The organism is Micromonospora echinofusca (genome assembly GCF_900091445.1).
Classification (GTDB): domain Bacteria; phylum Actinomycetota; class Actinomycetes; order Mycobacteriales; family Micromonosporaceae; genus Micromonospora; species Micromonospora echinofusca.
This window is the reverse complement of record NZ_LT607733.1, coordinates 828,102-846,236: the sequence shown is the minus strand read 5'-3', so window position 1 is coordinate 846,236 and position 18,135 is coordinate 828,102. Positions and strand designations below refer to the sequence as shown.

The 18,135-nt window shown below is 70.9% G+C and carries 19 protein-coding genes, 1 tRNA gene and 1 pseudogene; 5 read left to right on the top strand and 16 right to left on the bottom strand.

Features of this window, described 5'->3' with window-relative positions; genetic code table 11:
• Nucleotides 1-64: 64 nt before the first annotated feature.
• From GA0070610_RS03950 to ssb, 3 genes are all read right to left on the bottom strand, one after another.
• Complete coding sequence (locus GA0070610_RS03950; RefSeq protein WP_088998769.1) at nt 65-1,609, bottom strand: cobyric acid synthase; 1,545 nt, start codon at nt 1,607-1,609, stop codon at nt 65-67.
• On the bottom strand, nt 1,606-2,721 hold the full coding sequence (locus GA0070610_RS03945; protein WP_088998768.1) for a cobalamin biosynthesis protein: 1,116 nt from the start codon (nt 2,719-2,721) through the stop codon (nt 1,606-1,608). Before GA0070610_RS03945 ends, GA0070610_RS03950 begins: the two co-directional genes overlap by 4 nt.
• A 421-nt stretch (nt 2,722-3,142) precedes the next feature.
• Nucleotides 3,143-3,937: a single-stranded DNA-binding protein gene (gene ssb, locus GA0070610_RS03940; protein ID WP_088998767.1), complete on the bottom strand. Its 795-nt coding sequence runs from the start codon at nt 3,935-3,937 to the stop codon at nt 3,143-3,145.
• A gap of 419 nt (nt 3,938-4,356) precedes the next feature.
• Between ssb and GA0070610_RS03935 the strand changes: the two genes are divergently transcribed.
• Nucleotides 4,357-4,773 carry an HPF/RaiA family ribosome-associated protein gene (locus GA0070610_RS03935; protein ID WP_088998766.1) on the top strand — a complete coding sequence of 139 codons (417 nt, stop codon included), beginning with the start codon at nt 4,357-4,359 and terminating at the stop codon, nt 4,771-4,773.
• A gap of 98 nt (nt 4,774-4,871) precedes the next feature.
• A complete protein-coding gene (locus GA0070610_RS03930; RefSeq protein WP_088998765.1) occupies nt 4,872-5,909 on the top strand; it encodes an alpha/beta hydrolase in 1,038 nt (345 codons plus the stop codon).
• A 46-nt stretch (nt 5,910-5,955) separates the two neighbouring features.
• Here GA0070610_RS03930 and GA0070610_RS03925 read toward each other — a convergent pair whose 3' ends face one another.
• The gene (locus tag GA0070610_RS03925) at nt 5,956-6,654 is read right to left on the bottom strand and encodes a hypothetical protein (protein WP_089003249.1); all 699 of its coding nucleotides are present in this window, start codon (nt 6,652-6,654) and stop codon (nt 5,956-5,958) included.
• Nucleotides 6,655-6,819: 165 nt separating this feature from the next.
• Here GA0070610_RS03925 and GA0070610_RS03920 point away from each other — a divergent pair.
• Nucleotides 6,820-6,895, top strand: a tRNA-Arg gene (locus GA0070610_RS03920).
• 80 nt (nt 6,896-6,975) lie between these two features.
• Here GA0070610_RS03920 and GA0070610_RS03915 read toward each other — a convergent pair.
• The 9 genes from GA0070610_RS03915 to GA0070610_RS03875 all read right to left on the bottom strand — a co-directional run bounded on the left by GA0070610_RS03915 (nt 6,976) and on the right by GA0070610_RS03875 (nt 14,161).
• Nucleotides 6,976-8,112: a tyrosine-type recombinase/integrase gene (locus tag GA0070610_RS03915; RefSeq protein ID WP_088998764.1), complete on the bottom strand. Its 1,137-nt coding sequence runs from the start codon at nt 8,110-8,112 to the stop codon at nt 6,976-6,978.
• Nucleotides 8,109-8,291, bottom strand: coding sequence for a helix-turn-helix domain-containing protein (locus GA0070610_RS03910; protein ID WP_088998763.1), 183 nt, complete (start codon nt 8,289-8,291; stop codon nt 8,109-8,111). The genes GA0070610_RS03915 and GA0070610_RS03910 overlap by 4 nt, the downstream gene beginning before the upstream one ends.
• A 19-nt stretch (nt 8,292-8,310) precedes the next feature.
• Nucleotides 8,311-10,023, bottom strand: a complete 1,713-nt coding sequence (locus GA0070610_RS03905) for a replication initiator (protein ID WP_392567285.1) — start codon at nt 10,021-10,023, stop codon at nt 8,311-8,313.
• Entirely contained in the window at nt 10,020-10,769 is a 750-nt protein-coding gene (locus tag GA0070610_RS03900) for a DUF2637 domain-containing protein (RefSeq protein WP_231925898.1), read from the bottom strand. Before GA0070610_RS03900 ends, GA0070610_RS03905 begins: the two co-directional genes overlap by 4 nt.
• The gene (locus GA0070610_RS03895; RefSeq protein WP_088998762.1) at nt 10,766-12,196 is read right to left on the bottom strand and encodes an FtsK/SpoIIIE domain-containing protein; all 1,431 of its coding nucleotides are present in this window, start codon (nt 12,194-12,196) and stop codon (nt 10,766-10,768) included. The genes GA0070610_RS03900 and GA0070610_RS03895 overlap by 4 nt, the downstream gene beginning before the upstream one ends.
• Nucleotides 12,197-12,199: 3 nt before the next feature.
• Nucleotides 12,200-12,658, bottom strand: a complete 459-nt coding sequence (locus GA0070610_RS03890; protein WP_157747025.1) for a hypothetical protein — start codon at nt 12,656-12,658, stop codon at nt 12,200-12,202.
• Nucleotides 12,659-12,796: 138 nt separating this feature from the next.
• Complete coding sequence (locus GA0070610_RS03885) at nt 12,797-13,204, bottom strand: hypothetical protein (protein WP_088998760.1); 408 nt, start codon at nt 13,202-13,204, stop codon at nt 12,797-12,799.
• Nucleotides 13,201-13,650, bottom strand: coding sequence for a DUF3307 domain-containing protein (locus GA0070610_RS03880; RefSeq protein ID WP_231925897.1), 450 nt, complete (start codon nt 13,648-13,650; stop codon nt 13,201-13,203). Before GA0070610_RS03880 ends, GA0070610_RS03885 begins: the two co-directional genes overlap by 4 nt.
• An 85-nt stretch (nt 13,651-13,735) precedes the next feature.
• On the bottom strand, nt 13,736-14,161 hold the full coding sequence (locus GA0070610_RS03875) for a hypothetical protein (protein ID WP_088998758.1): 426 nt from the start codon (nt 14,159-14,161) through the stop codon (nt 13,736-13,738).
• Between the two features lie 152 nt (nt 14,162-14,313).
• On the opposite strand from GA0070610_RS03875, the gene GA0070610_RS31300 reads away from it, so the two are divergent.
• Both GA0070610_RS31300 and GA0070610_RS03865 read left to right on the top strand, forming a co-directional pair.
• Nucleotides 14,314-15,156, top strand: coding sequence for a hypothetical protein (locus tag GA0070610_RS31300; protein WP_088998757.1), 843 nt, complete (start codon nt 14,314-14,316; stop codon nt 15,154-15,156).
• A complete protein-coding gene (locus tag GA0070610_RS03865) occupies nt 15,132-15,959 on the top strand; it encodes a protein phosphatase 2C domain-containing protein (protein ID WP_231925896.1) in 828 nt (275 codons plus the stop codon). The genes GA0070610_RS31300 and GA0070610_RS03865 overlap by 25 nt, the downstream gene beginning before the upstream one ends.
• A gap of 488 nt (nt 15,960-16,447) precedes the next feature.
• Here the strand turns inward: GA0070610_RS03865 and GA0070610_RS03860 are convergent, their stop codons facing one another.
• From GA0070610_RS03860 to GA0070610_RS31880, 3 genes and pseudogenes are all read right to left on the bottom strand, one after another.
• On the bottom strand, nt 16,448-17,008 hold the full coding sequence (locus tag GA0070610_RS03860) for a hypothetical protein (RefSeq protein ID WP_088998756.1): 561 nt from the start codon (nt 17,006-17,008) through the stop codon (nt 16,448-16,450).
• Nucleotides 17,009-17,097: 89 nt separating this feature from the next.
• Nucleotides 17,098-17,568, bottom strand: a complete 471-nt coding sequence (locus GA0070610_RS30305) for a hypothetical protein (protein ID WP_157747024.1) — start codon at nt 17,566-17,568, stop codon at nt 17,098-17,100.
• A 225-nt stretch (nt 17,569-17,793) separates the two neighbouring features.
• Nucleotides 17,794-17,877, bottom strand: a pseudogene (locus GA0070610_RS31880) (IS5/IS1182 family transposase); the annotation flags it as partial.
• Nucleotides 17,878-18,135: the final 258 nt, after the last annotated feature.

The window sequence follows — 18,135 nt, the reverse complement described above, 5'->3', positions numbered from 1 at the left end:
GGCGCACCGGGGGTGCCGGGGGTGCGAGAGCGCGGGGTGCCGGTGGACGGCAGGGCGGGGTGGGTCAGGGGGTTCCTGGGGCTCCGGGTGGGATGAAGGGGAGGGTGGCGGGCGGGCCGGACTCGACGAGGTGCCAGAGGGCGTCGGTGTCGAGGTGCTCCTCCACCAGGTCGCCGAGCAGGTCCAGGGAACGCTCGCGGACGGCGGCGAAGGTCGTGTCGGGGGCCACCGTGAAGCCGGTCCGACCGGCTAGTCGGGCCACCTCGGTCAGGAAGCGGCGGCGGAACCCGTCGGACTCGAAGGCGCCGTGCCAGTGGGTGCCGTGCACGGCGCCCAGCACAGCCCCCTCGCCGCTGCCGTCCGCGCAGGTCAGCAGCGGGGTCAGCGCCGGGTCGGCGTGGGACACGTACCCGTGGTGGATCTCGTAGCCCCGCACGGGGACGTCGCCGCCGGCGGTGCCGGTCGACTGGCGGACGGTCTTGCGCGGGTCGAAGGTGATCTCGATCGGCAGCAGGCCCAGCCCCGGTACGCTCCCCTGCCGGCTCTCCACGGGGTCGTGGATCGCCCGGGCCAGCATCTGGAAGCCGCCGCAGATGCCGAGCAGCGGCCTGCCCGCCGCCACGTGCGCCAGTACGGCGTCGGCCAGCCCGGTCTGCCGCAGCCAGGCCAGGTCGGCCACGGTCGACTTCGAGCCGGGCAGTACGACCAGGTCGGCGGCGGCCAGTTCGGCGGGCTCGACGGTCAACCGGACCCGTACGCCCGGCTCGGTGGCGAGCGCCTCGACGTCGGTGGCGTTGCTGATCCGGGGCAGCCGGACCACGGCCACGTCCAGCCAGTCGGTGCCGCGCGGGGCGGCCGGTCGGCCGAGCACGCGGCCGTACGCGAGCGAGTCCTCCGCGTCGAGCCAGAGGTCGAGCGCCCAGGGCAGCACCCCGTACGTGGGGCGACCGGTGACCTGGCGCAGCATGTCCAGCCCCGGCTGGAGGAGTCCGAGGTCGCCCCGGAACTTGTTGATCACGAAGCCGGCGATCAGCGCCTGGTCGGCCGGGTCCAGCAGTGCGAGGGTGCCGAACATCGAGGCGAAGACCCCGCCCCGGTCGATGTCGCCGACCACGATCGTGGGCAGGTTGGCGTGCCGGGCCAGGCCCATGTTGACGTAGTCGCCGGCCCGCAGGTTGATCTCCGCCGGGCTGCCGGCCCCCTCGCAGATCACCACGTCGTACGCGGCCCGCAACTCGGCGAGCGCCGCGTACGCCGTCTCGGCGAGCCGGGGCCGCAGCTCGCGGAAGTTGCCGGCGGTGACCGTGTCGACCGCCTCGCCGAGCAGCACGACCTGACTGGCCAGATCGCTGCCGGGCTTGAGCAGCACCGGGTTGAACCGCAGGTCGGGGGCGAGGCCGCAGGCGGCGGCCTGCATCGCCTGGGCCCGCCCGATCTCGCCGCCCCGGCCGTCCGGGCCGACGACGACGGCCGAGTTGTTGGACATGTTCTGCGCCTTGAACGGCGCCACCTTCACGCCCCGGCGGTGCAGCCAGCGGCAGATGCCGGCGGTGAGCACGCTCTTGCCCGCGTCGGAGGTGGTGCCGGCGACCAGCAGGCCGCCGCTCACCGGTGGCTCCCGAGCCCGGCCGCGCCCGCGCCGCCCCCGCCCCGCCCGAGGATGGTGCGGCCGGCGACGACGCGGCCCGCAACGACGGCCCGCCCGGGGACGCGGCCGGAAACGCCGCGGCCGAAGACGTTGGGGTGCAGGGCTCGGCGGCCGAGGGCGCCCGTCAGCCGCCCGAGCGTGAGCGGGTAGGCGGCGGCCAGCCCGAGCGCGGCAAGCCCGACGGCGCCGGAGATCCGGGCGGCCCGCTTGAGGTGCCGCGCCTCGGGCCGGGGCCCGTCGCCGAGGAACGGGCGCACCTCGGAGCGGCCGAAGTAGACGTTGCGCCCGCCCAGCCGTACGCCGAGGGCGCCGGCCATCGCCGCCTCGCACTGCCCGGCGTTCGGGCTGGGATGGTCGTTGCGGTCCCGACGCCACACGTGCAGCGCGCGGTCCCGGTCGCCGTGCGCGGTGGGCGCGACCGCGATGGTGAGCAGGCCCGTCAGCCGTGCGGGCACCAGGTTGAGCAGGTCGTCGAGGCGGGCGGCGGGGGTGCCGAACCGGGCGTACCGAGGCGAGCGGTGACCCACCATCGCGTCGAGCGTGTTCGCAGCGCGGTAGCCGAGCAGGCCGGGCAGCCCCGCGACGGCGCCCCACAGCAGCGGGGCGACGACCGCGTCCGAGGTGTTCTCGGCGAGCGACTCGACGGTGGCGCGGGCCAGCTCGGGCTCGTCGAGCGCGGACGGGTCCCGGCCGCAGAGGTGGCCGAGCCGCTGCCGGGCGGCCGGGAGGTCGCCCGCGCGCAGCGCACGGCCCATGACGGTGGCCTCGTGCCGCAGCGTACGCCCGCCGAGCACGGTCCAGGTGCCGGCGGCGACCAGCGCGGCCCGGGCCACCGGCCGGCGGCGGGTGGCGACCGTCGCGGCCACCCCGAGCAGCACCGGCGCGCCGACGGCCAGCGCGGTGAACGCCGTTCCGGCCAGCCGGTCCGGACGGTACATCCGCCGTTCCAGGGCCCCGGCGGTGCGGCCGAAGCCGGCCACGGGGTGGTACCGACGGGGGTCGCCCAGGAGCGCGTCGAGGGCGTACCCCGCGACCAGTCCCGCCGCGGTCGCCACCGGCGTCGCCTGTCGCACCCGCCACCACCTCCGGCCGGCCAGCCTAGCCGAGCGCCCACCCCGTCCCCGGCCGAACACCCGACCACCCGTGCCCCGGCGGTCGTCGTCCCCGATCGCCCGGACCCCACCGGACACTCCGCCTCCCCGACGGTCCGGTCGACCGCCTGCCCGCTCGGGGCTGGTCGGGCGAGGGTCCAGCGGAAGGGCGCGCGTCGAGCGCGACGCCCGTGATCGTTTGACGTCGCCCCGGGCGGAACGACGGTGGACGCCCGGCTGCCGCGCGAACGATCACGCATGACCCGGCCGCGATCGGCCAGCACCCAGAAGACCGCCCGCCGCGACAGCACCGCGACTCACCGGAGCGCCCGGGGGACACGCGGGGTGACGACGGCATCGCCGGCGCCACCCCGCCCCCGTCGTGCCACCCGGGCGCGGGCGGTCACACGGGCTGCGGCACCCGCCCCCGGCCCCGGCGGCCACGGCCGGTCGGGGAGACGCCCGCCTCGGCCTCCTCGGACGACGGGCCCGACTCCCCCAGGGCCACGTCGCTTAGACCACTCCGGGTATCCGGGGCGTCCTCCGGCGGGTCGGTCACCGGCGCCGGGCCGTCGGCCTCCGGCGCCGGCCCGTCGGGCTCCCCGCCGTGGGGGTCGTCCGCCGGGTCGTCGAAGGGGTCGAGGGGGCCGTCGCCGGTGGCGCCGGCCGGCCGGCCGTGACCGGCGAACGCGCCGAAGTCGGGGTCGAAGTCGTCGTCGAGCGGCCGGCGGTCGGGCAGGACGGGGGCCTCCTCGTCCGGCACCGGCTCGGTCGCCTCGCCGTGCACCCGGTGCTCTGCCTCGGCGTCCTCGACGGTGCTGGTCGTCATCGTCGGCCGGTTGCGCTGGAACCGGCTGCGGCCCCGGGACAGGTCGTGACCGACGGCGACGGCCTCCAGCTCGTAGAGCGAGCGGTGGTTGCCGGCGTCGTCGGTCCAGTCGCGGGTGTAGAGCCGGCCGCAGACCACCACCGGGTCGCCGACCATCACGGAGGCGGCCACCCCCTCGGCGAGCTTGCGCCAGCAGTTGACCCGGACGCGCAGGCTGTTGCCGTCGACCCAGCGCCCGCTGTCGCGGTCGAGGCGGCGGGCGGTCGAGGCGACCTTGAAGTTGGCCACCAGGGTGTTGCTCTGGGTGGTGCGACGCCATTCCGGCGCGGTCAACACGTTGCCCACGATCGTGACGTAGGTGTCGAACATCGTCCCTCCAGGGGGAGATCGGGCTTGCCATGGCGAGTCGACTCGGTGCCGAGCCTGGGCCCTCGACGCGGGGACGCGCCAGCACCGCGCGTCGACCTGTGGACAACGGGACCGCCTGTGGACAAGAACCTGATCAAGGTCCCGGTGTGCTAGAGCCGGTCGGCCCTGGGGAGCCCGCGCGATCGGTCCGATGATCTGGAGGCGAGCCGCCCCGCCGGCGACGGCCGCAGCACCAGGCCCCGCCGTCCGGCGGGAGCGCAGCCGGGCGCCGCGCCCGGGGTGAGGCGTCACGTTCCGGACGGAGCGTGACGGGGTATGGAGCCGATCAACCGCACCGCCGACAGCACGACGAACGAGAGGTCAGCGATCATGAAGATGACCAGCACCGCAGCCGCCACCGTCTCGGGCGAGGTGCGGCGATGAGCGCCGTCGCGAACCCGGCCACCGTGGCGGAATGCCTGCGGGTCGGCGCGGGGTTCTCCCAGGGCGACCGGAACTGGATCGCGGAGCAGTTCGCCACGCTCGACTCGCGGCTGGCCGGGTTCCACGCCGACGCCACCGAGCTGGAGGTGTCGGTCAAGGATCGGGAGGCCAAGGGTCAGAAGGTCACCCTGGAGTGCTGGATCGCCGGCCGCCAGAAGATCGTCACCACCTCCGGCGAGGAGGACCTGCACGCCGCGCTGAACGACGTCCGGGACGACCTGCGGCGGCGGCTCAACGACGCGAAGACCAAGCAGGAGCCGCGGCACAACAAGCACCTGCGCGACGTACCCCCGCCGGTCGTCGAGGCCGAGCCCGACACCGACCCGGCCCGCGCCGAGGCCGAGACCGTCTGAGACGTACGCCTGAGGCCCCGTCCGCCGGGTGCGGGCGGGCGGGGCCGGACGGCACCCGGGGCTACCGCCCGGTAGCTTCCCGGCGTACCGTCGCGGTCGTGGAACCGGACGTGCTGGGCCCGCCGTACGAGCGGCAGACGATCGACCTGGGCACCGACGACGAGGGACCGGTGGTCGCCACCCTGGTCCGTCGCCGGGCCGACCGCCCGACGGGGCGGGCCGTGCTCTACGTGCACGGCTTCACCGACTACTTCTTCCAGGGCCACCTCGGTGACTTCTTCGCCGAGCGCGGATGGGACTTCTACGCCCTCGACCTGCGCAAGTACGGACGCAGCCTGCGGCCCCACCAGACGGCGAACTTCTGTCGCGACCTCAGCGACTACTTCCCCGAGCTGGACGCCGCCGCGCGGATCATCCGTGAGGACGACGGTCACGACACGCTGCTCGCGATGGGCCACTCCACCGGTGGGCTGATCCTGCCGCTGTGGGCGCACGCCCGCCGCGACGCCGGGATCATCGACGGGCTCTTCCTGAACAGCCCCTTCTTCGACATCAACGCCCCCTGGCTGGTACGCCGACCGCTCGCCGCCGCCGTTAGCCGGCTGGGCCGTCGGGCACCGCGCCGGGTGCTGCCGTTCGGGCTGGGCACGGTCTACAGCGAGAGCATCCACGCCGAGCACCACGGCGAGTGGAACTACGACCTGACCTGGAAGCCGCTCGCCGGATTCCCCGTGCGGGCCGGCTGGCTGAACGCCATCCGCAGCGCCCAGCGGCAGCTCCGCGCCGGCCTGGACATCCAGGTGCCGGTGCTGCTCGCCTGCTCGACCCGCTCGTTCCGGGGAAAGAAGTGGCACGAGTCGGCCGCGCTCGCCGACGCCGTCCTGGACGTCGAGCACATGGTCCGCTGGGCTCCCCGCCTCGGCCGGCACGTCACCGTGGCGCGCTTCGACGGCGGGATGCACGACCTCACGCTCTCCGGCACCGCCGTACGGGAAAAGGTCTTCCAGGAGGTCGGACGCTGGGCCGACGCGTTCTTCGACGCTGGGCCGACGGCCCGCGCCGGGGAGCGCCCACCGGCGAGCCGGCAGCCGGCGGACGAGGCCGACCCGGCGGACGCCCCCGCGCAGGGCGGCTGAGCGCCGCCCGCCCGCCGATCACGCCCTCGCCGACGGTCCACCGGCCTCACGACGCGTCGACGGCCGCCCGGATGCGGTCGAAGGTGGCCAGCGGGTGGCCGCCGTCGCGCGCCGGCAGCACCAGGCCCAGGCACCGCAGCCCCACCTCGCCGTCGCCGCCGGCCTGCACGCCGAACACCGGCGCGCCCAGGTAGCCGGCCGGCAGCTCCGCCATGAGCCGCACGACGCCACCCACGCGCGCCACCCGCTCGATCGCCACCTCCAGCGGCCGGGCGCCCCCCGCGCCGACGCCGTGGGCCAGCACGACCGCCGATCCAGGCTCCGCGCCGATCCGGGCGATCGCGTCCCGATCGGCCGCGATCGCGTCCGGCACCTGTTGGGTACGCCACCGCCAGCCCTCCCCGGCCGCGTGCTCGTGCAACGCGACGGTGGGCAGGACGGCGACGCCGAGATCCCCGTGGTGCCGCCACCGGTCGGCGAGGTCGGGCAGGGCCACGGCGTGGGCAGCCACCCCGGCCGGCTCGGTCACGCTCGCCCGCAGCCCGATCTCCCCCGCCCCGGCGCGGGTGAGCGCGTCGGCGGTCAGCAGGTGTTCCCGCCCCTGCCCGGTGTAGAGGAACGCGGTGCCCTCGCCCCGGTCGTCCGCCGGCCCGGCGTCGGTCCGGCGGATGGGTAGGATCGCGCGGCCGAGGAGCTGGCACAGCTCGTAGGCGACGTCGTTCTCGGTCTCCGGGTCAAGCAGCACCAGCCGAGGGTACGGGCCGACGCACCACGGGCCGCGCGGACGGCGGAACCCGCGTGACCGACGCCGGGACCGCGTGCGACCCTGGTCCGCGACGTGGAACGCGACCACCCGTTCCACCGGTCACCCGGTGGGCGGCGGTACCCTTCTCGCGCGACACGCACGCGCGCGCCCGTAGCTCAGCGGATAGAGCAGGGGACTTCTAATCCCAAGGCCGCAGGTTCGAATCCTGCCGGGCGCACCACCATCGCAGCAAGTCAGCGGCTTCCCGCTCCCGGTCGGGACGATCACCACGGCCCCCGTACAGCCATTCGTACAGCCAAGTCAGCCGAAGAGGTGCTTCGCGGCCTCGTCCACGGCTGCCCGCTCGATCTCCGGCAGGACATGAGCGTAGGTGTTCATCGTCAGCCCGATCTGGCTGTGCCCGAGCACCTTCATCACGGTTCGGGGCGAGGCACCGGAGACGAGCAGGAACGTCGCGCAGGCGTGCCGCAGGTCGTGCAGACGCAGCCAGTCGAGGCCTGCCGCCGCCCGGATCTTGTGCCACGTCCGGTCGATGTGGTCCGGGTCCATCGGCGTACCGACCTTGGACGGGAAGACCAGGCCGTGATCCTGCCACCGCTCCCCCACCGCCAACCGATCCGCGGCTTGCTGCCGGCGATGCGCGCGGAAGAGGGCGACGGTCTGCGCCGGCACCGGAACCGTCCGCCGGGACCGCTCCGTCTTGGGTGCCACGAGTTGCAACCGGCCATCGGCACGCTGAACGGTTTGCCGAACGGTCAGGGTGCCGGCGTCGAAGTCGATGTCCGACCAGGCAAGCCCGAGCAGTTCCCCGCGACGGAGCCCGACCGTTAGGGCACAGACGTACAGCGCTTCTAGTCGGTGACCCTTCAGTACATCGAGCAGGCGCTTGGCCTCATCCACGCCCAGGGCGCGCCGCTCGACCTGACGCATCGCGGGCGGACGGACCGACTTCGCGGCGTTGCGGTGCACCAGCTCCTCCCGCTCCGCGTCACCGAGCGAATTCCGGATCAAGCCGTGGATGTGGCGGACCGTCGTTGCCGAGAGACCGGAGTCTGTCTTCTCAGCCAACAGCCGGCGGATGACGGTCGGAGTCAGCTTGTCGAGCGCCAGCCGGCCAAGGGCCGGACGGACATGGTTCTCGATGAGCTTCCGATAGCCCTGCAAAGTTGACGGTCGGGTTCCGTCGCGCTCCTTCATCCGCAGCCACTCGTCCAGCCACTCCCCCACGGTGCGGGGCGCAGCAGCGAGGTTCTGCCCCTGCTCCTGGCGGCGGCGAAGGTCGGCCAACTTGCCGAGCACCTCCCGCTCCGTCTTGCCGTAGACCCACTTGCGAGACCGCTTGCCCTCACCCCAGCCCACTTCGAGCACAGCCGCGAAGCCGTCCCGATACTTGAAGACCGATCCCTCCCCGTGGGACCGACGCCGCTTGCCGCTCATGCCGCGAACTCCTCGGTTGCCGAAAGAAGCTCCTCGATCGCGGCGACCGGAATCAGGCGAGCCCGCCCGAGCTTCACCGACCGCAGCCGACCCGAGCGCATCAGGACGTAGACGGTGTCCCGACAGACGCCGAGCAGGGCTGCAGCCTCAGCCGGCCGGACGCTCTTCTTCTCGCTCATGCTCTGGCCCCTTCCTGCTCTAGCGAATGAAGTGAGGTACTGCCGAAGCACTGGGCGGGTCGGCGGCGCGTCTTGCGGCGTCGAGCTGGGCGCGCCATTGGATCCGCTCGGAGATCGCGCGCAGGACGCGGTGGCCCAGCGGCGCGACGTCCGGGTCGGTTGGCCGGGCGAGTTCCCAGGCGTGGCGTTGTTCCCCGCCGGGCGGGGCGGTGGTGGCGTCGGTGGTGACGCCGAGCAGGGCCTTGACCCAGTCCTTCCGGTCGGCGCGGTGGTCGGAGAGGGTCTTTCCCGACCACTGCCGGGAGATCAGGACACGCCGGCCGCCGATGCCGAGGGTGTCCCGCTTGTGCACCTTGTTCTTGCAGTTACCCGGCTTCAACCCGGGCCGCGCCTTCTTCGGCTGGATGCCGTAGAGCAGCCAGTTGGCGCACCGCTCGGAACAGGGCGTGTGCCGCAGTTCTTGCCAGAGTCGTTCGAGGTGTGCCCGCTGCCGGCCGGTGGTCACCTGGTGGCAGTCGGCGGCCTGCTTGGTCAGGTACTTGGTGATGTAGCCGACGCACCGGTCGGCGTCCTTGGTGCCGGCGAGGACGCCCTTGGCGTCGACCTGCACGCCGAACCGCACGACGTGTACGGGTTCGGCGTCGGGGTCGGCGTCGAGGAGGTCCAGGGCGTCATCCCACGACGGCAGCAGTTCCCCGCTGTCCGGGTCGGTGTAGCCGCCCGCGTCCGGGTTCCACTGCGGCGCGTTGCCCGGTTCGTAGACGCGCACGTCGACGGGGGGCCACCACACCTGGTGGTAGGTGGCGGCGGCGACCTGCCGCACCAGCGCCCGGGGAATGGTGCCCCGGATGGCGAAGTGCGCGTGCGGGGCCAGCCGGCGCTGCGGTTCGACGGCACCGGCGTATTGGACGTTCCAGCCGACCGCGCGGCGAAGGTTCTGCCAGAACCGATCAAGCAGCCGAGGGAAGTGCACGGCATCCCAAGCGGCCCGCCGGTAGTCGTAGGCGTCCGGGTTGACCGGGGTGCCGTCGGAGTGGACGCGGCCGTAGGAGCCGAGCGTGAGGGTTAGGAACATCGACGGCCGGAACACCATGCCGGCCCGACCCTCGTACGTGCGGCCTACGGTCCGGTTCTCCACGGGGAGGCGGGGAAGGTCGGGGGCGTCCTGCCGCCGCTTGGTGGAGCGCACCCGCCGCTTGCCGTCGCCGTCCTCCTGGTCGTCGCTGTGGTGTGGGGGTGCGGGTCGACCGCGGAGCCCTTCGGTGGTGATCTGGCCTTCCAGTTCGCTGATTGCTTCGTCCAGGTCGGCGACCTGGTCCCACTGCGAGGCGCGAGCGGCCTCGTCGCGGGCGAACTCCAGGTGAGCGCGGACGACGATCAGGCCGCGTTGGGCGTCGGTGGCGGGTTCGGGTCCGGGGTCGGGTTCGTCGCTACGGTGCCAGCCCTCCCGGATCTGCTGCTGCCGCAGCCGGCGAGCTCGTTTCGCGCAGGCGGGGCACTTGGCTTCCTGGGTGGCGCCGCACGGCATGTCCACGACTTCGGTCTGTCCGCTGTCGAGGTCAGTGCGGCGCAGGGACACGGGTCGGGTGCAGACGCCGTAGTCGGCGGCGAGATCGGCCACGACGTCGACGGAGCGGGGCATGAGCATGCGGGCGGCCCGAGAGCCCGGCCTCGGACCCGCCGAGGCATCGGGGGTGGGGGTGAGGCCGGGCAGCGTCGGGGTGGTGGTCAACGGGTCACCTCCCCGATGACAGGGGTGCCGTTGCGGCGGACGAACGCGGCCGGCGGTACCGGGGCAAGCGGAACCGTGCGCGCCGGCACGGGTTCAAGGACAGGGGCAGGGTTCGGGTCGATCGGGGCCGGAACGATCGGGGCCGGTTCGTCAACCGTTGGGGTCGGCGGCTCGACCGGCGGGGCGGGCGCGGTGGTGACCTGTTCGGTTGCCTGGGCGGGGTTGGGCTGCTCGATGGTGGGGGGTTGGTTCTTGGTGGCTAGGTCGTTGGCGGCGGCGAGAAGGGCGGCGGCTTCGGCTTCGATGGCGGCGAAGTCGGGTCGGATGCGGCCGGCGACGAGTTCGACGCCGATGACGAGGACGACGACCAGGGCGAAGACCAGCCGTAGGCCGAGGCTGCCCGGGGACGCGAAGTTGATGGTGGCCGACAGCAGTGCGGCGGCGGCGAAGACGACCATCGCGCCGCGTTTGGCATCTTTCGCGATGCCGGAGGTGCGGACGACGGTCAGCATCGACACCATGGCCGCGTCGAAGATCAGCGGCACGAGGTAGGCGAAGTAGCCGGCGTTCTGGGTCCACAGGTAGTGGGCTTGGTGCAGGTAGCTGGTCAGCAGCGCACCGAGCAGAACGAACCGGTTGTAGCGCTTGATCGAGCCAATGGCCTTGAGCATGGTCGGCACGGCGTTGCGGGCGTACTCGGCGGCGAACTGCTCGGTCACCGTGCCCGGTCCAGGGTTAGCGCTCATGCGGCACCGTCCAGAATCTCGCCGTCGATCACGCGCAGCCGCCCGTACGTGTGGGCCATGTCGCGGATCTCGTCATCGCTGAGGTAGGAGAACCGGACCCGCATCGGGGTCGGGTCCCCGTCGAGGACCACGAATCCGACGCCGGGCAGGGACTTGGGGATGCGGTCACACAACGCGCCCCGGTCGCGCATCCCTTCACCAAGGACCAGGTCGACCTGAGCCGGCTCGGTCAGACGCAGACCGATACGGGTCGGGAACAGGTCCCGGAACGGGAGCACTTCCTTGCGGGGGTCCTGAATCGCCGCCACCACATGCACACCCACCGCCCGACCTTGGGACAGCAGGATCGAGAGAGCGGCCTTGATGCGGTCCTTGAGCTGCCGGTCGGTCAGGTACGCGGTGAGGTTCGCCAGCTCGTCAATGACGAGGACGATCAGCGGCTCATCGACGGTGGGGGTGTGCTGGCGGGTCCGACCCCGCAGCTTCCCCGCCCGCTCGCGCGCCACCGACGCGGCTTCCTCGATCAGCTCGCACATGGCCGCGTAGTCCTTGCAGGCGAAGCGGGCGAACATCGGCGCACCGATGCCGAGTTCCATGCCGCCCTTCGGGTCGAGGCCCCAGACCTGCACCAGACCTGAGGTGACCCCGGCGGCGAGCGAGCGGACGATGGACCAGATGACCGAGCCCTTCCCCGCACCCGTCGCACCCACGACCAGCACCTGAGTGCCGAAAAGGCGCAGCGGATACACCTCGCCGTCTTCCTGCCGACCCACCGGCAGGGCGGTGAACTCCGGTACTGCCGGCACCGGCAGCGGACGGACGAGCTTGGCGAGGGGGTCGCCGCGGTACAGGTGCAGCAGCACCACATCCGGCCGCGTGCCGGGGACGGCCTTGACCTGCCGGACACCGAACGTGTGGGCGAGGCGTTCGGCGACCTTCGCGAAGTCGTCGGGGATCTGGCCGGTGACCATCCGCACCGTCACCACATCCACCCCCGCACCGCAGCGGACCCGGCGCAGGACGGGCAGGACGGTGTGGGAGTCGAAGGCGACCGCCAAGCGGGCGGTGACCATCGCGGCGTGCCAGTTGCGCCGGTACGACCACCGCCGGAAGCGGGCCAGGGTCGGGTACCAGCCGAACCGCAGGAACGACGGGCGGTGTCCGTACCACCAGCCGGCGGCAGCCGACCCGATCCCGCCCACGGTCACAGCGGGACCGGCCCAGCCGTAGCGCAGGTAGAGCCAGGTGAGGCCGGCGGTCGGGGCGGTGACGTACCAGTATCGGCCCGCCAACACCGCCATCCGGCCGACCGCTTTCGCGCCCCACCAGGAGATGGCCAGCCACAGCGGGATACGGATGATCGGGGTTCGCAGGTTCAGGGGGGCTTCCTCGATCCGGTCACCCCGGATCACGTTGACCAGCGGCACCGCTCAGCCCTCCACCTTCGCGGCGGTGAACAGGGAGCCCTGCCCCGGCTGACCCGGACGGCGACGCACCACCCGACGACGCGCAACCGGGCGAGCCGGCATCAGCGCGGCCAGGTCGACCGGGCCGGAGTCCGGGGCGGGGACGTGACGCGTCATGGTCGGCAGCCACCGGCCCCGACCCAACACCGCCCGCAGGTCGACCCGGTCGGAGACGTGCGAGGCGATCAGGTCCGGGTCGAGGTGCCGCAGCTTTACCACCGTCCGGGCGAGGGCGGCAGCGGCGGCGGCGATCTCCACCAGGGCGGCGACGCGGACGGCGTCGGCGGGAATGGTGGTGTAGACCTCGCGGGCGGCCCGGATACCGGGGCCGGCGAGGCGCATCACGGTGCGGCGATGGGTCTTGCGGTTCGGGGCGGGGCGCGGGTTCCCGACGATGCGAGCAGCGTTCGATGCGGTGGACACAGTCCACTCCTTCCAAGGGGAGATGTGAGGTAGAGCGCGGGTGGGAATCGACGTGGCGGAAGAGGCCACCCGCGCGTTACGGAAAACGGTGTCCGCTCGCCCTGTCAGACCGAAGTGCTCCGGCGAGGGCGGCGATGTTCAGAAGGTGTGCGACAGGCTGTCGATGAGGGCGAGGTCCCGGCGGTCCTTCGGACGGCCGGTGAGTTGCTTCGACCGGCGCACCTGCGCCAGCGGAGCGAACGGAATTCCAGCGTGGTGCTCGGCGGAGCTGATCAGCGCGTCGGTGTCGAATCCGGGTAGCCACTGCGTGACGGCCTCGATCTGAAGCCGCACCATCTGGCCACGACCAGAGGGCGGCACGACCGGCCGGGCAGCGGCCGACAGGACGTCCCAGGCACGACCCCGGGCGACCACGTCCAGGTCCCCGATGTCCCTGCGCAACCCGTGAGCCAGCAGCGGACCCGACCCGAACACCACATACTCCGTAGCGGGCAGGTCCAACGCGCGCATCATCCGCATCAGCGGGTGAGTATCGAGACTGGTCATGACGCCATCACCAGCGCCGCGATGAACAGAAACCCGATGTGCGCCGACTGGTCCAGCGCGTACAGCCCTCCACCACGCTCCAACCAGTCCGGGCACTTGCCCAGCCGATCCGCGAGCCACCGCAAAGGCCACCGCCGGTCAATGACGAAGTGCGACACACCGGAGACAGCCATGCCCACCACCGCCGGCACCCCATCAGGGCACCAGCCCGTCACCGCAGCCAGACCAGCCAGGGAAACCATCGCCGTAGCGCAGTACGTCAGCACATGCTTGACGCACGCCCACCGACCCGACCATCCGGCATCACCCTTGTGCGATGCCTGATGCTGCGTCTGAATCCAGTGGTCACCGACCTGATGAGCCACGAACAACGCCACGAACACCGCCGCGAACGTGACCGCCACCGGCTCACCGCCAGCGGGGACGCCATCGGATACGTTGAACACCTACCCACCTCCAAGGGGTTCGGGTGAAAGCGCGGGGCGGGAATCGACTTGGCGGAAGAGGCCCGCCCCGCGCATCCACAACTGGTCAGGCCGCCTGCTTCACCGCGGCGGGCTCGGTCACCGCGCTGGCCCGGATCGACCACGCCTGACGCGCCCGGCACTTGTGCGCGTTGCCCTTGCAGCGCTGGCTGTCCACGTACGGCGTCAACGTCACGTCGGCGAACTCCACCGCCGGCGGATAACCCGGGATCTTCGACGCCGGCGGCACCGGCTGCACCGCAGCCGCGATCTTCACCTTCACTTCCTTCGACCCACCGAACTTCCCGGCCTCCGGGTCCAAGTCGAGGACCTTGACCACCCACAGGCGCTCGCCCGTGTCCTTGTCCCGCGCCTGGTCGTCGCCCTGGCCGCGCTTGTCGAAGTCCGTCACCGGCTCCACACCCAGGCACAGCGCCCCGTGCGGGAAGACGTACTCGAACGGAACCGGAACCTTGATCGTGTTCGGGACCATGCCCTTGCCTCTCGTCTCTGCCGCCACATCGCCGGCGGCGCTGCTTATCCCCCCTAAACACCTACCTTCGACGAGATCCGTTCGATGTGTTTAGGGGGTGTAAGCAGATTAGCATCCGCGCCGCGACTGTCAAGGGGCTCTAAACTGCGGGAGTGAGCGAGCCCGTTGACCAGTTCGAACACGTGCGCAGCGAGCCCGACCCGTTGCGTCAGGCGAAGCTCGCCAGCGAGCTGATCGCCCTGTATCAACAGCGGTCCGTTGAACTCGCGAGGCTCCGCAAGGAGGCGATCAACCGCGCGGCCGCAGAGCGAGGCATCTCCTACAGCAGGATCGCGGCCGAGCTGGGCCTCACGCGGGGCCGCATCACCCAGATCCGCCAAACCGCACCGCCGGCAGAGCGAGCCTTCTTCGGCGTCGGACCGGTAACCGTCGCGGTGCCACTGCGGCAGCTGCCCGGCCGCGCCCTTCCTGTCATCTCATCCGAGGACACCCGCGCCGCCGAGCGACTTTCCAAGCTGTTGACCGACCTGTCCTTTCACGTTGAGCAGTTCCGGATCCCACCGGACGGCCGGTGGCAGCCACGGAACGATGCTGCCGCCATCTGCGGCCCCAAGTCCTCACCGGTGACCGCTGAGGCCATCAGTACCGATCCCTATCTCATGTTCGAGCCTGATCAGTCGGGGAAGTGGACTATCCGTGAGCGTGACGGCAGCCGGGTGTACGAGTCACCCATGGACGACAAGACCACGCAGCGATGGTCTGACGTGGCCTACGTCGCGCGGCTCTCGCTGCCAGGCAACGGACCAACGTTCGTCGTGATCGCCGGGGTTCACGCACTGGGCTCCGTCGGCGCGGTCGACTACCTCGCGCGCAACCTCCCAGACCTTTACGCCCAAGTCGGTACGCGCCCGTTCTCGATGGTCGTCGCCAGCGACCACGACGGCGAAACGGTGACAAGGAGCGAACCACTGTGCGCCCCAAGAGTCCACGACTAGCCACCATCCGAACTGCACAACGACGCGGCCCCGACCGCCCCAGCGAAGACCGCATTTTCACCACCGACAACGCCGCCGTTGTGCTCGACGGCGCATCACAACCAGACGCAAGCGACCGCGACGGCGGTTGGCTGGCCGACACCCTGGGCCGTGAAATTGCTGAACGACTCCACCAATCCGGCGACGACCTAGACCAGCTTCTGACGGACGCCATCACGTCGGTAATGAAGCGCCATGACCTACGAGCGGGCGCCGCCCCGTCGACCACCGTCAGCATCGCTCGGTGGGACAGCGACAGCATCGACATCCTGGTACTCGGCGACAGCCCCGTCATCGCGCTAACTCACGACGGTGAACTACGCCAGGTACGCGACGACCGGCTACGGCAAGTCGCCCGTTACCAGCGCCAACAACTGAACCGAGCAGGCCCAGGCTTCGGATTCGATGACGCCGACCAGTGGCGCAACCTCACCAACGCCGAACGCACCCAGCGCAACCAGCCAGGTGGCTACTGGATTGCCGAGGCCACACCCGAAGCAGCCGCCCACGCCATGCGGGACCGCTGGGACATCCAGGACCTGACTGCCATCCTGATGATGACCGACGGCGTTTCAGCGGGCGTGGACCGCTACGGGCAGCCTGCCGAATGGAGAACCGCCGTCGACATGGCACTAGCTGACCCCGCCCTACTCGTCGACCTGGTCCACGACACCGAAGCCGAAGACCCGAACGGCAACCAATGGCCGCGAAGCAAACGCCACGACGACAAGGCCCTAGCAGTCATCGAGTTCAACCGCCGATAACGCTGCACGGCGACGGGACACAGCGACGCCTCACAACACTGCCGAATTGCGCTCTATTAGATCAAGGCGGCCCGCAAGCGGGCCGCGCCGGCCCGGCCCCGGCCTGCTGGCGACCTTCGGCCGGCATCGGCCGGGCCGGCCGGCCACGCTGACGGAACCAGCAAGGGCATGAAGGGCTAAGGCGGGACGATCGCCGTCGGGGTTACGCCCGTCGAGGTTGGGGCGATCGGCTGCCGCGCAGCGGAGCTGCTTGCCTCCGAAGTCTCTCGGGTACCGCCCGCGGTTCGATGACGACGAGGACCAGGGCGTGACCCATCCCCCGGATGCCCGATTCTCTACGCCACCTGCCCGGCGTCAAGGGCGCTATGCGTCGGCACGCCGATGGCCTACGGCCACCCTTGACCCCGACCAGGCGACGCAGTCCTTGGCACCTATCCGGGGGATGGGGGCAGAGTGGCGACCACCGTTCCGTCAGGGCGGCTGCCCGCTCAGCTTTGGTCCCTTGCCTCAGCTCGCGCCAGCATCGTCTGGTAGTGCTGCTCCATTAGCTCCTGGGTGATGCCCGCACGCCTCCGCTGCGCTTCCGCCAGCTCGGTGAGTCGTTCATCAACCGAGATGAAGAGATCCCGGGCCTCTTTGAGGAAGGCGATCATGTCAGCTCGCCCCGCGTCGGAACAGAAGTCCTCTGCGCGTTCCCTCCAGAAGGCATGGGCGAGGTGGTTCCGCAACCGCACTGCCTCAGCCAGGTCGTCTACAAGCTGCGGGTTGCCCTGCGCCTGCTGTGTGAAGCGACGAACCAGCCGCCCCAAGGTCTCCTTGAAGTGCTCATCCCAAGGATCGTTGAGGAGCCTCCTCGCTTCGGCCTCAGCTTCCAGAAGCCGTGAGAAGGCCAGCATGTTGACCACCTGGTGTTCCAGCACGCAGGCTCGGTAGTAGGTCAGGCCGAAGTGCGCAAAGGTGGTCTTGACATCGGTGCCGTCCTCATCGTCCTCAGGCGGGGGGCCACTCTCCGGCTCATCACCGAACCGCACGACGTACAGATCGCTCATAGGGCCCATGATGTCGGCACCGATCTCGTGGCGCTACGGAGTAAGGCAGCACCGGACAGACGTTCCGCAGGCATCTGCATGAAAGAGCCTCAGCGCTTGTCCGGGTTCTTCATGGCGTCGCGTAGTGCCTTCCTCAGCGCCTCCACCGATTCCCGCGACGTGGCGACCACAGGTCTCGAATCCGGTATGTAAGGGTGGCCCTCCGAGTTGACGTCGGGATTCTCTTGCCACTCCCAGGAGAGATGGTCCTCAGTCTTCACGAAGTCTCGCCAAGCCTCGCGTACCGATCCAGACGCCAATAGATCCACCCTTGCAGTCAGGAGTGTCGGGTGCACCAAGTTCTTTGGCCCTGACGATCCGGACGTTGGGTAGAACTCTGTCACCGCCTCCAGTCGACGTGACGACTCCTCCAGATACTCTCCAACGTCGATGAAGAGCTGGATGCGTAGGTCACGCAACCGCGCTTCACGCCCTCGACGGTGCGTAAACCAGGATGCCAGCAGTGGAGCGGCCATGGTGGTGACGAGACCGAGGCCGGCGAGGATGGCGGTCGCTTCCATAGCCATCGAGACTGGCAGACGCTTGCAACGACTCTGGCTGTACAGCCATCCGTACAGCCAAGACCACCGACTGACGCCGACGCCACCCGACAACGACGGACGGGCTGACCAGGTGCGCAGCCACCCGACCAGCCATCCGCGATCTTCTTCTAATCCCAAGGCCGCAGGTTCGAATCCTGCCGGGCGCACTCTCACACAGCAGGCTTGACCTGCTACTTCTTACCAGCGGCGGTCGCCGGTGAACCAGGCGAAGGGCCGCTCGATCACCCACCGGTGCCGCCCGAGTCGGCGTGAGGACTCGACGCCGCGGACCCAGCGCCTGTCAGCCAGGGGACCGACGATCCGCTCGACCGGCTCCGGCACCCGCTCGACGCCCTCCGCCACTGCCCCACCGGGCGCCGGGCGTCCAAGGAGTGGTCGATCGGCAGAGACCTCAGCAGAACTGACGTACGTCAATGTAGCGTTTCATCGATGTGAAGTGACGGGTCGCTGGGCGACCTGTCGGGGCAGCGCCGCCTCCACCGTACGAAACGACGATGTCGAGGAGGACAGACCATGAACGAACAT

What these genes read in the sequence shown, in the direction of transcription:
- ssb (WP_088998767.1), bottom strand. Translation starts at nt 3,937, where the DNA reads ATGTTCGACACCTACGTCACGATCGTGGGCAACGTGTTGACCGCGCCG.
- GA0070610_RS03935 (WP_088998766.1), top strand. Translation starts at nt 4,357, where the DNA reads ATGAGCGCCGTCGCGAACCCGGCCACCGTGGCGGAATGCCTGCGGGTC.
- GA0070610_RS03915 (WP_088998764.1), bottom strand. Translation starts at nt 8,112, where the DNA reads ATGAGCGGCAAGCGGCGTCGGTCCCACGGGGAGGGATCGGTCTTCAAG.
- GA0070610_RS03910 (WP_088998763.1), bottom strand. Translation starts at nt 8,291, where the DNA reads ATGAGCGAGAAGAAGAGCGTCCGGCCGGCTGAGGCTGCAGCCCTGCTC.
- GA0070610_RS03900 (WP_231925898.1), bottom strand. Translation starts at nt 10,769, where the DNA reads ATGAGCGCTAACCCTGGACCGGGCACGGTGACCGAGCAGTTCGCCGCC.
- GA0070610_RS03885 (WP_088998760.1), bottom strand. Translation starts at nt 13,204, where the DNA reads ATGACCAGTCTCGATACTCACCCGCTGATGCGGATGATGCGCGCGTTG.
- GA0070610_RS03875 (WP_088998758.1), bottom strand. Translation starts at nt 14,161, where the DNA reads ATGGTCCCGAACACGATCAAGGTTCCGGTTCCGTTCGAGTACGTCTTC.
- GA0070610_RS03860 (WP_088998756.1), bottom strand. Translation starts at nt 17,008, where the DNA reads ATGAGCGATCTGTACGTCGTGCGGTTCGGTGATGAGCCGGAGAGTGGC.
- GA0070610_RS30305 (WP_157747024.1), bottom strand. Translation starts at nt 17,568, where the DNA reads ATGGAAGCGACCGCCATCCTCGCCGGCCTCGGTCTCGTCACCACCATG.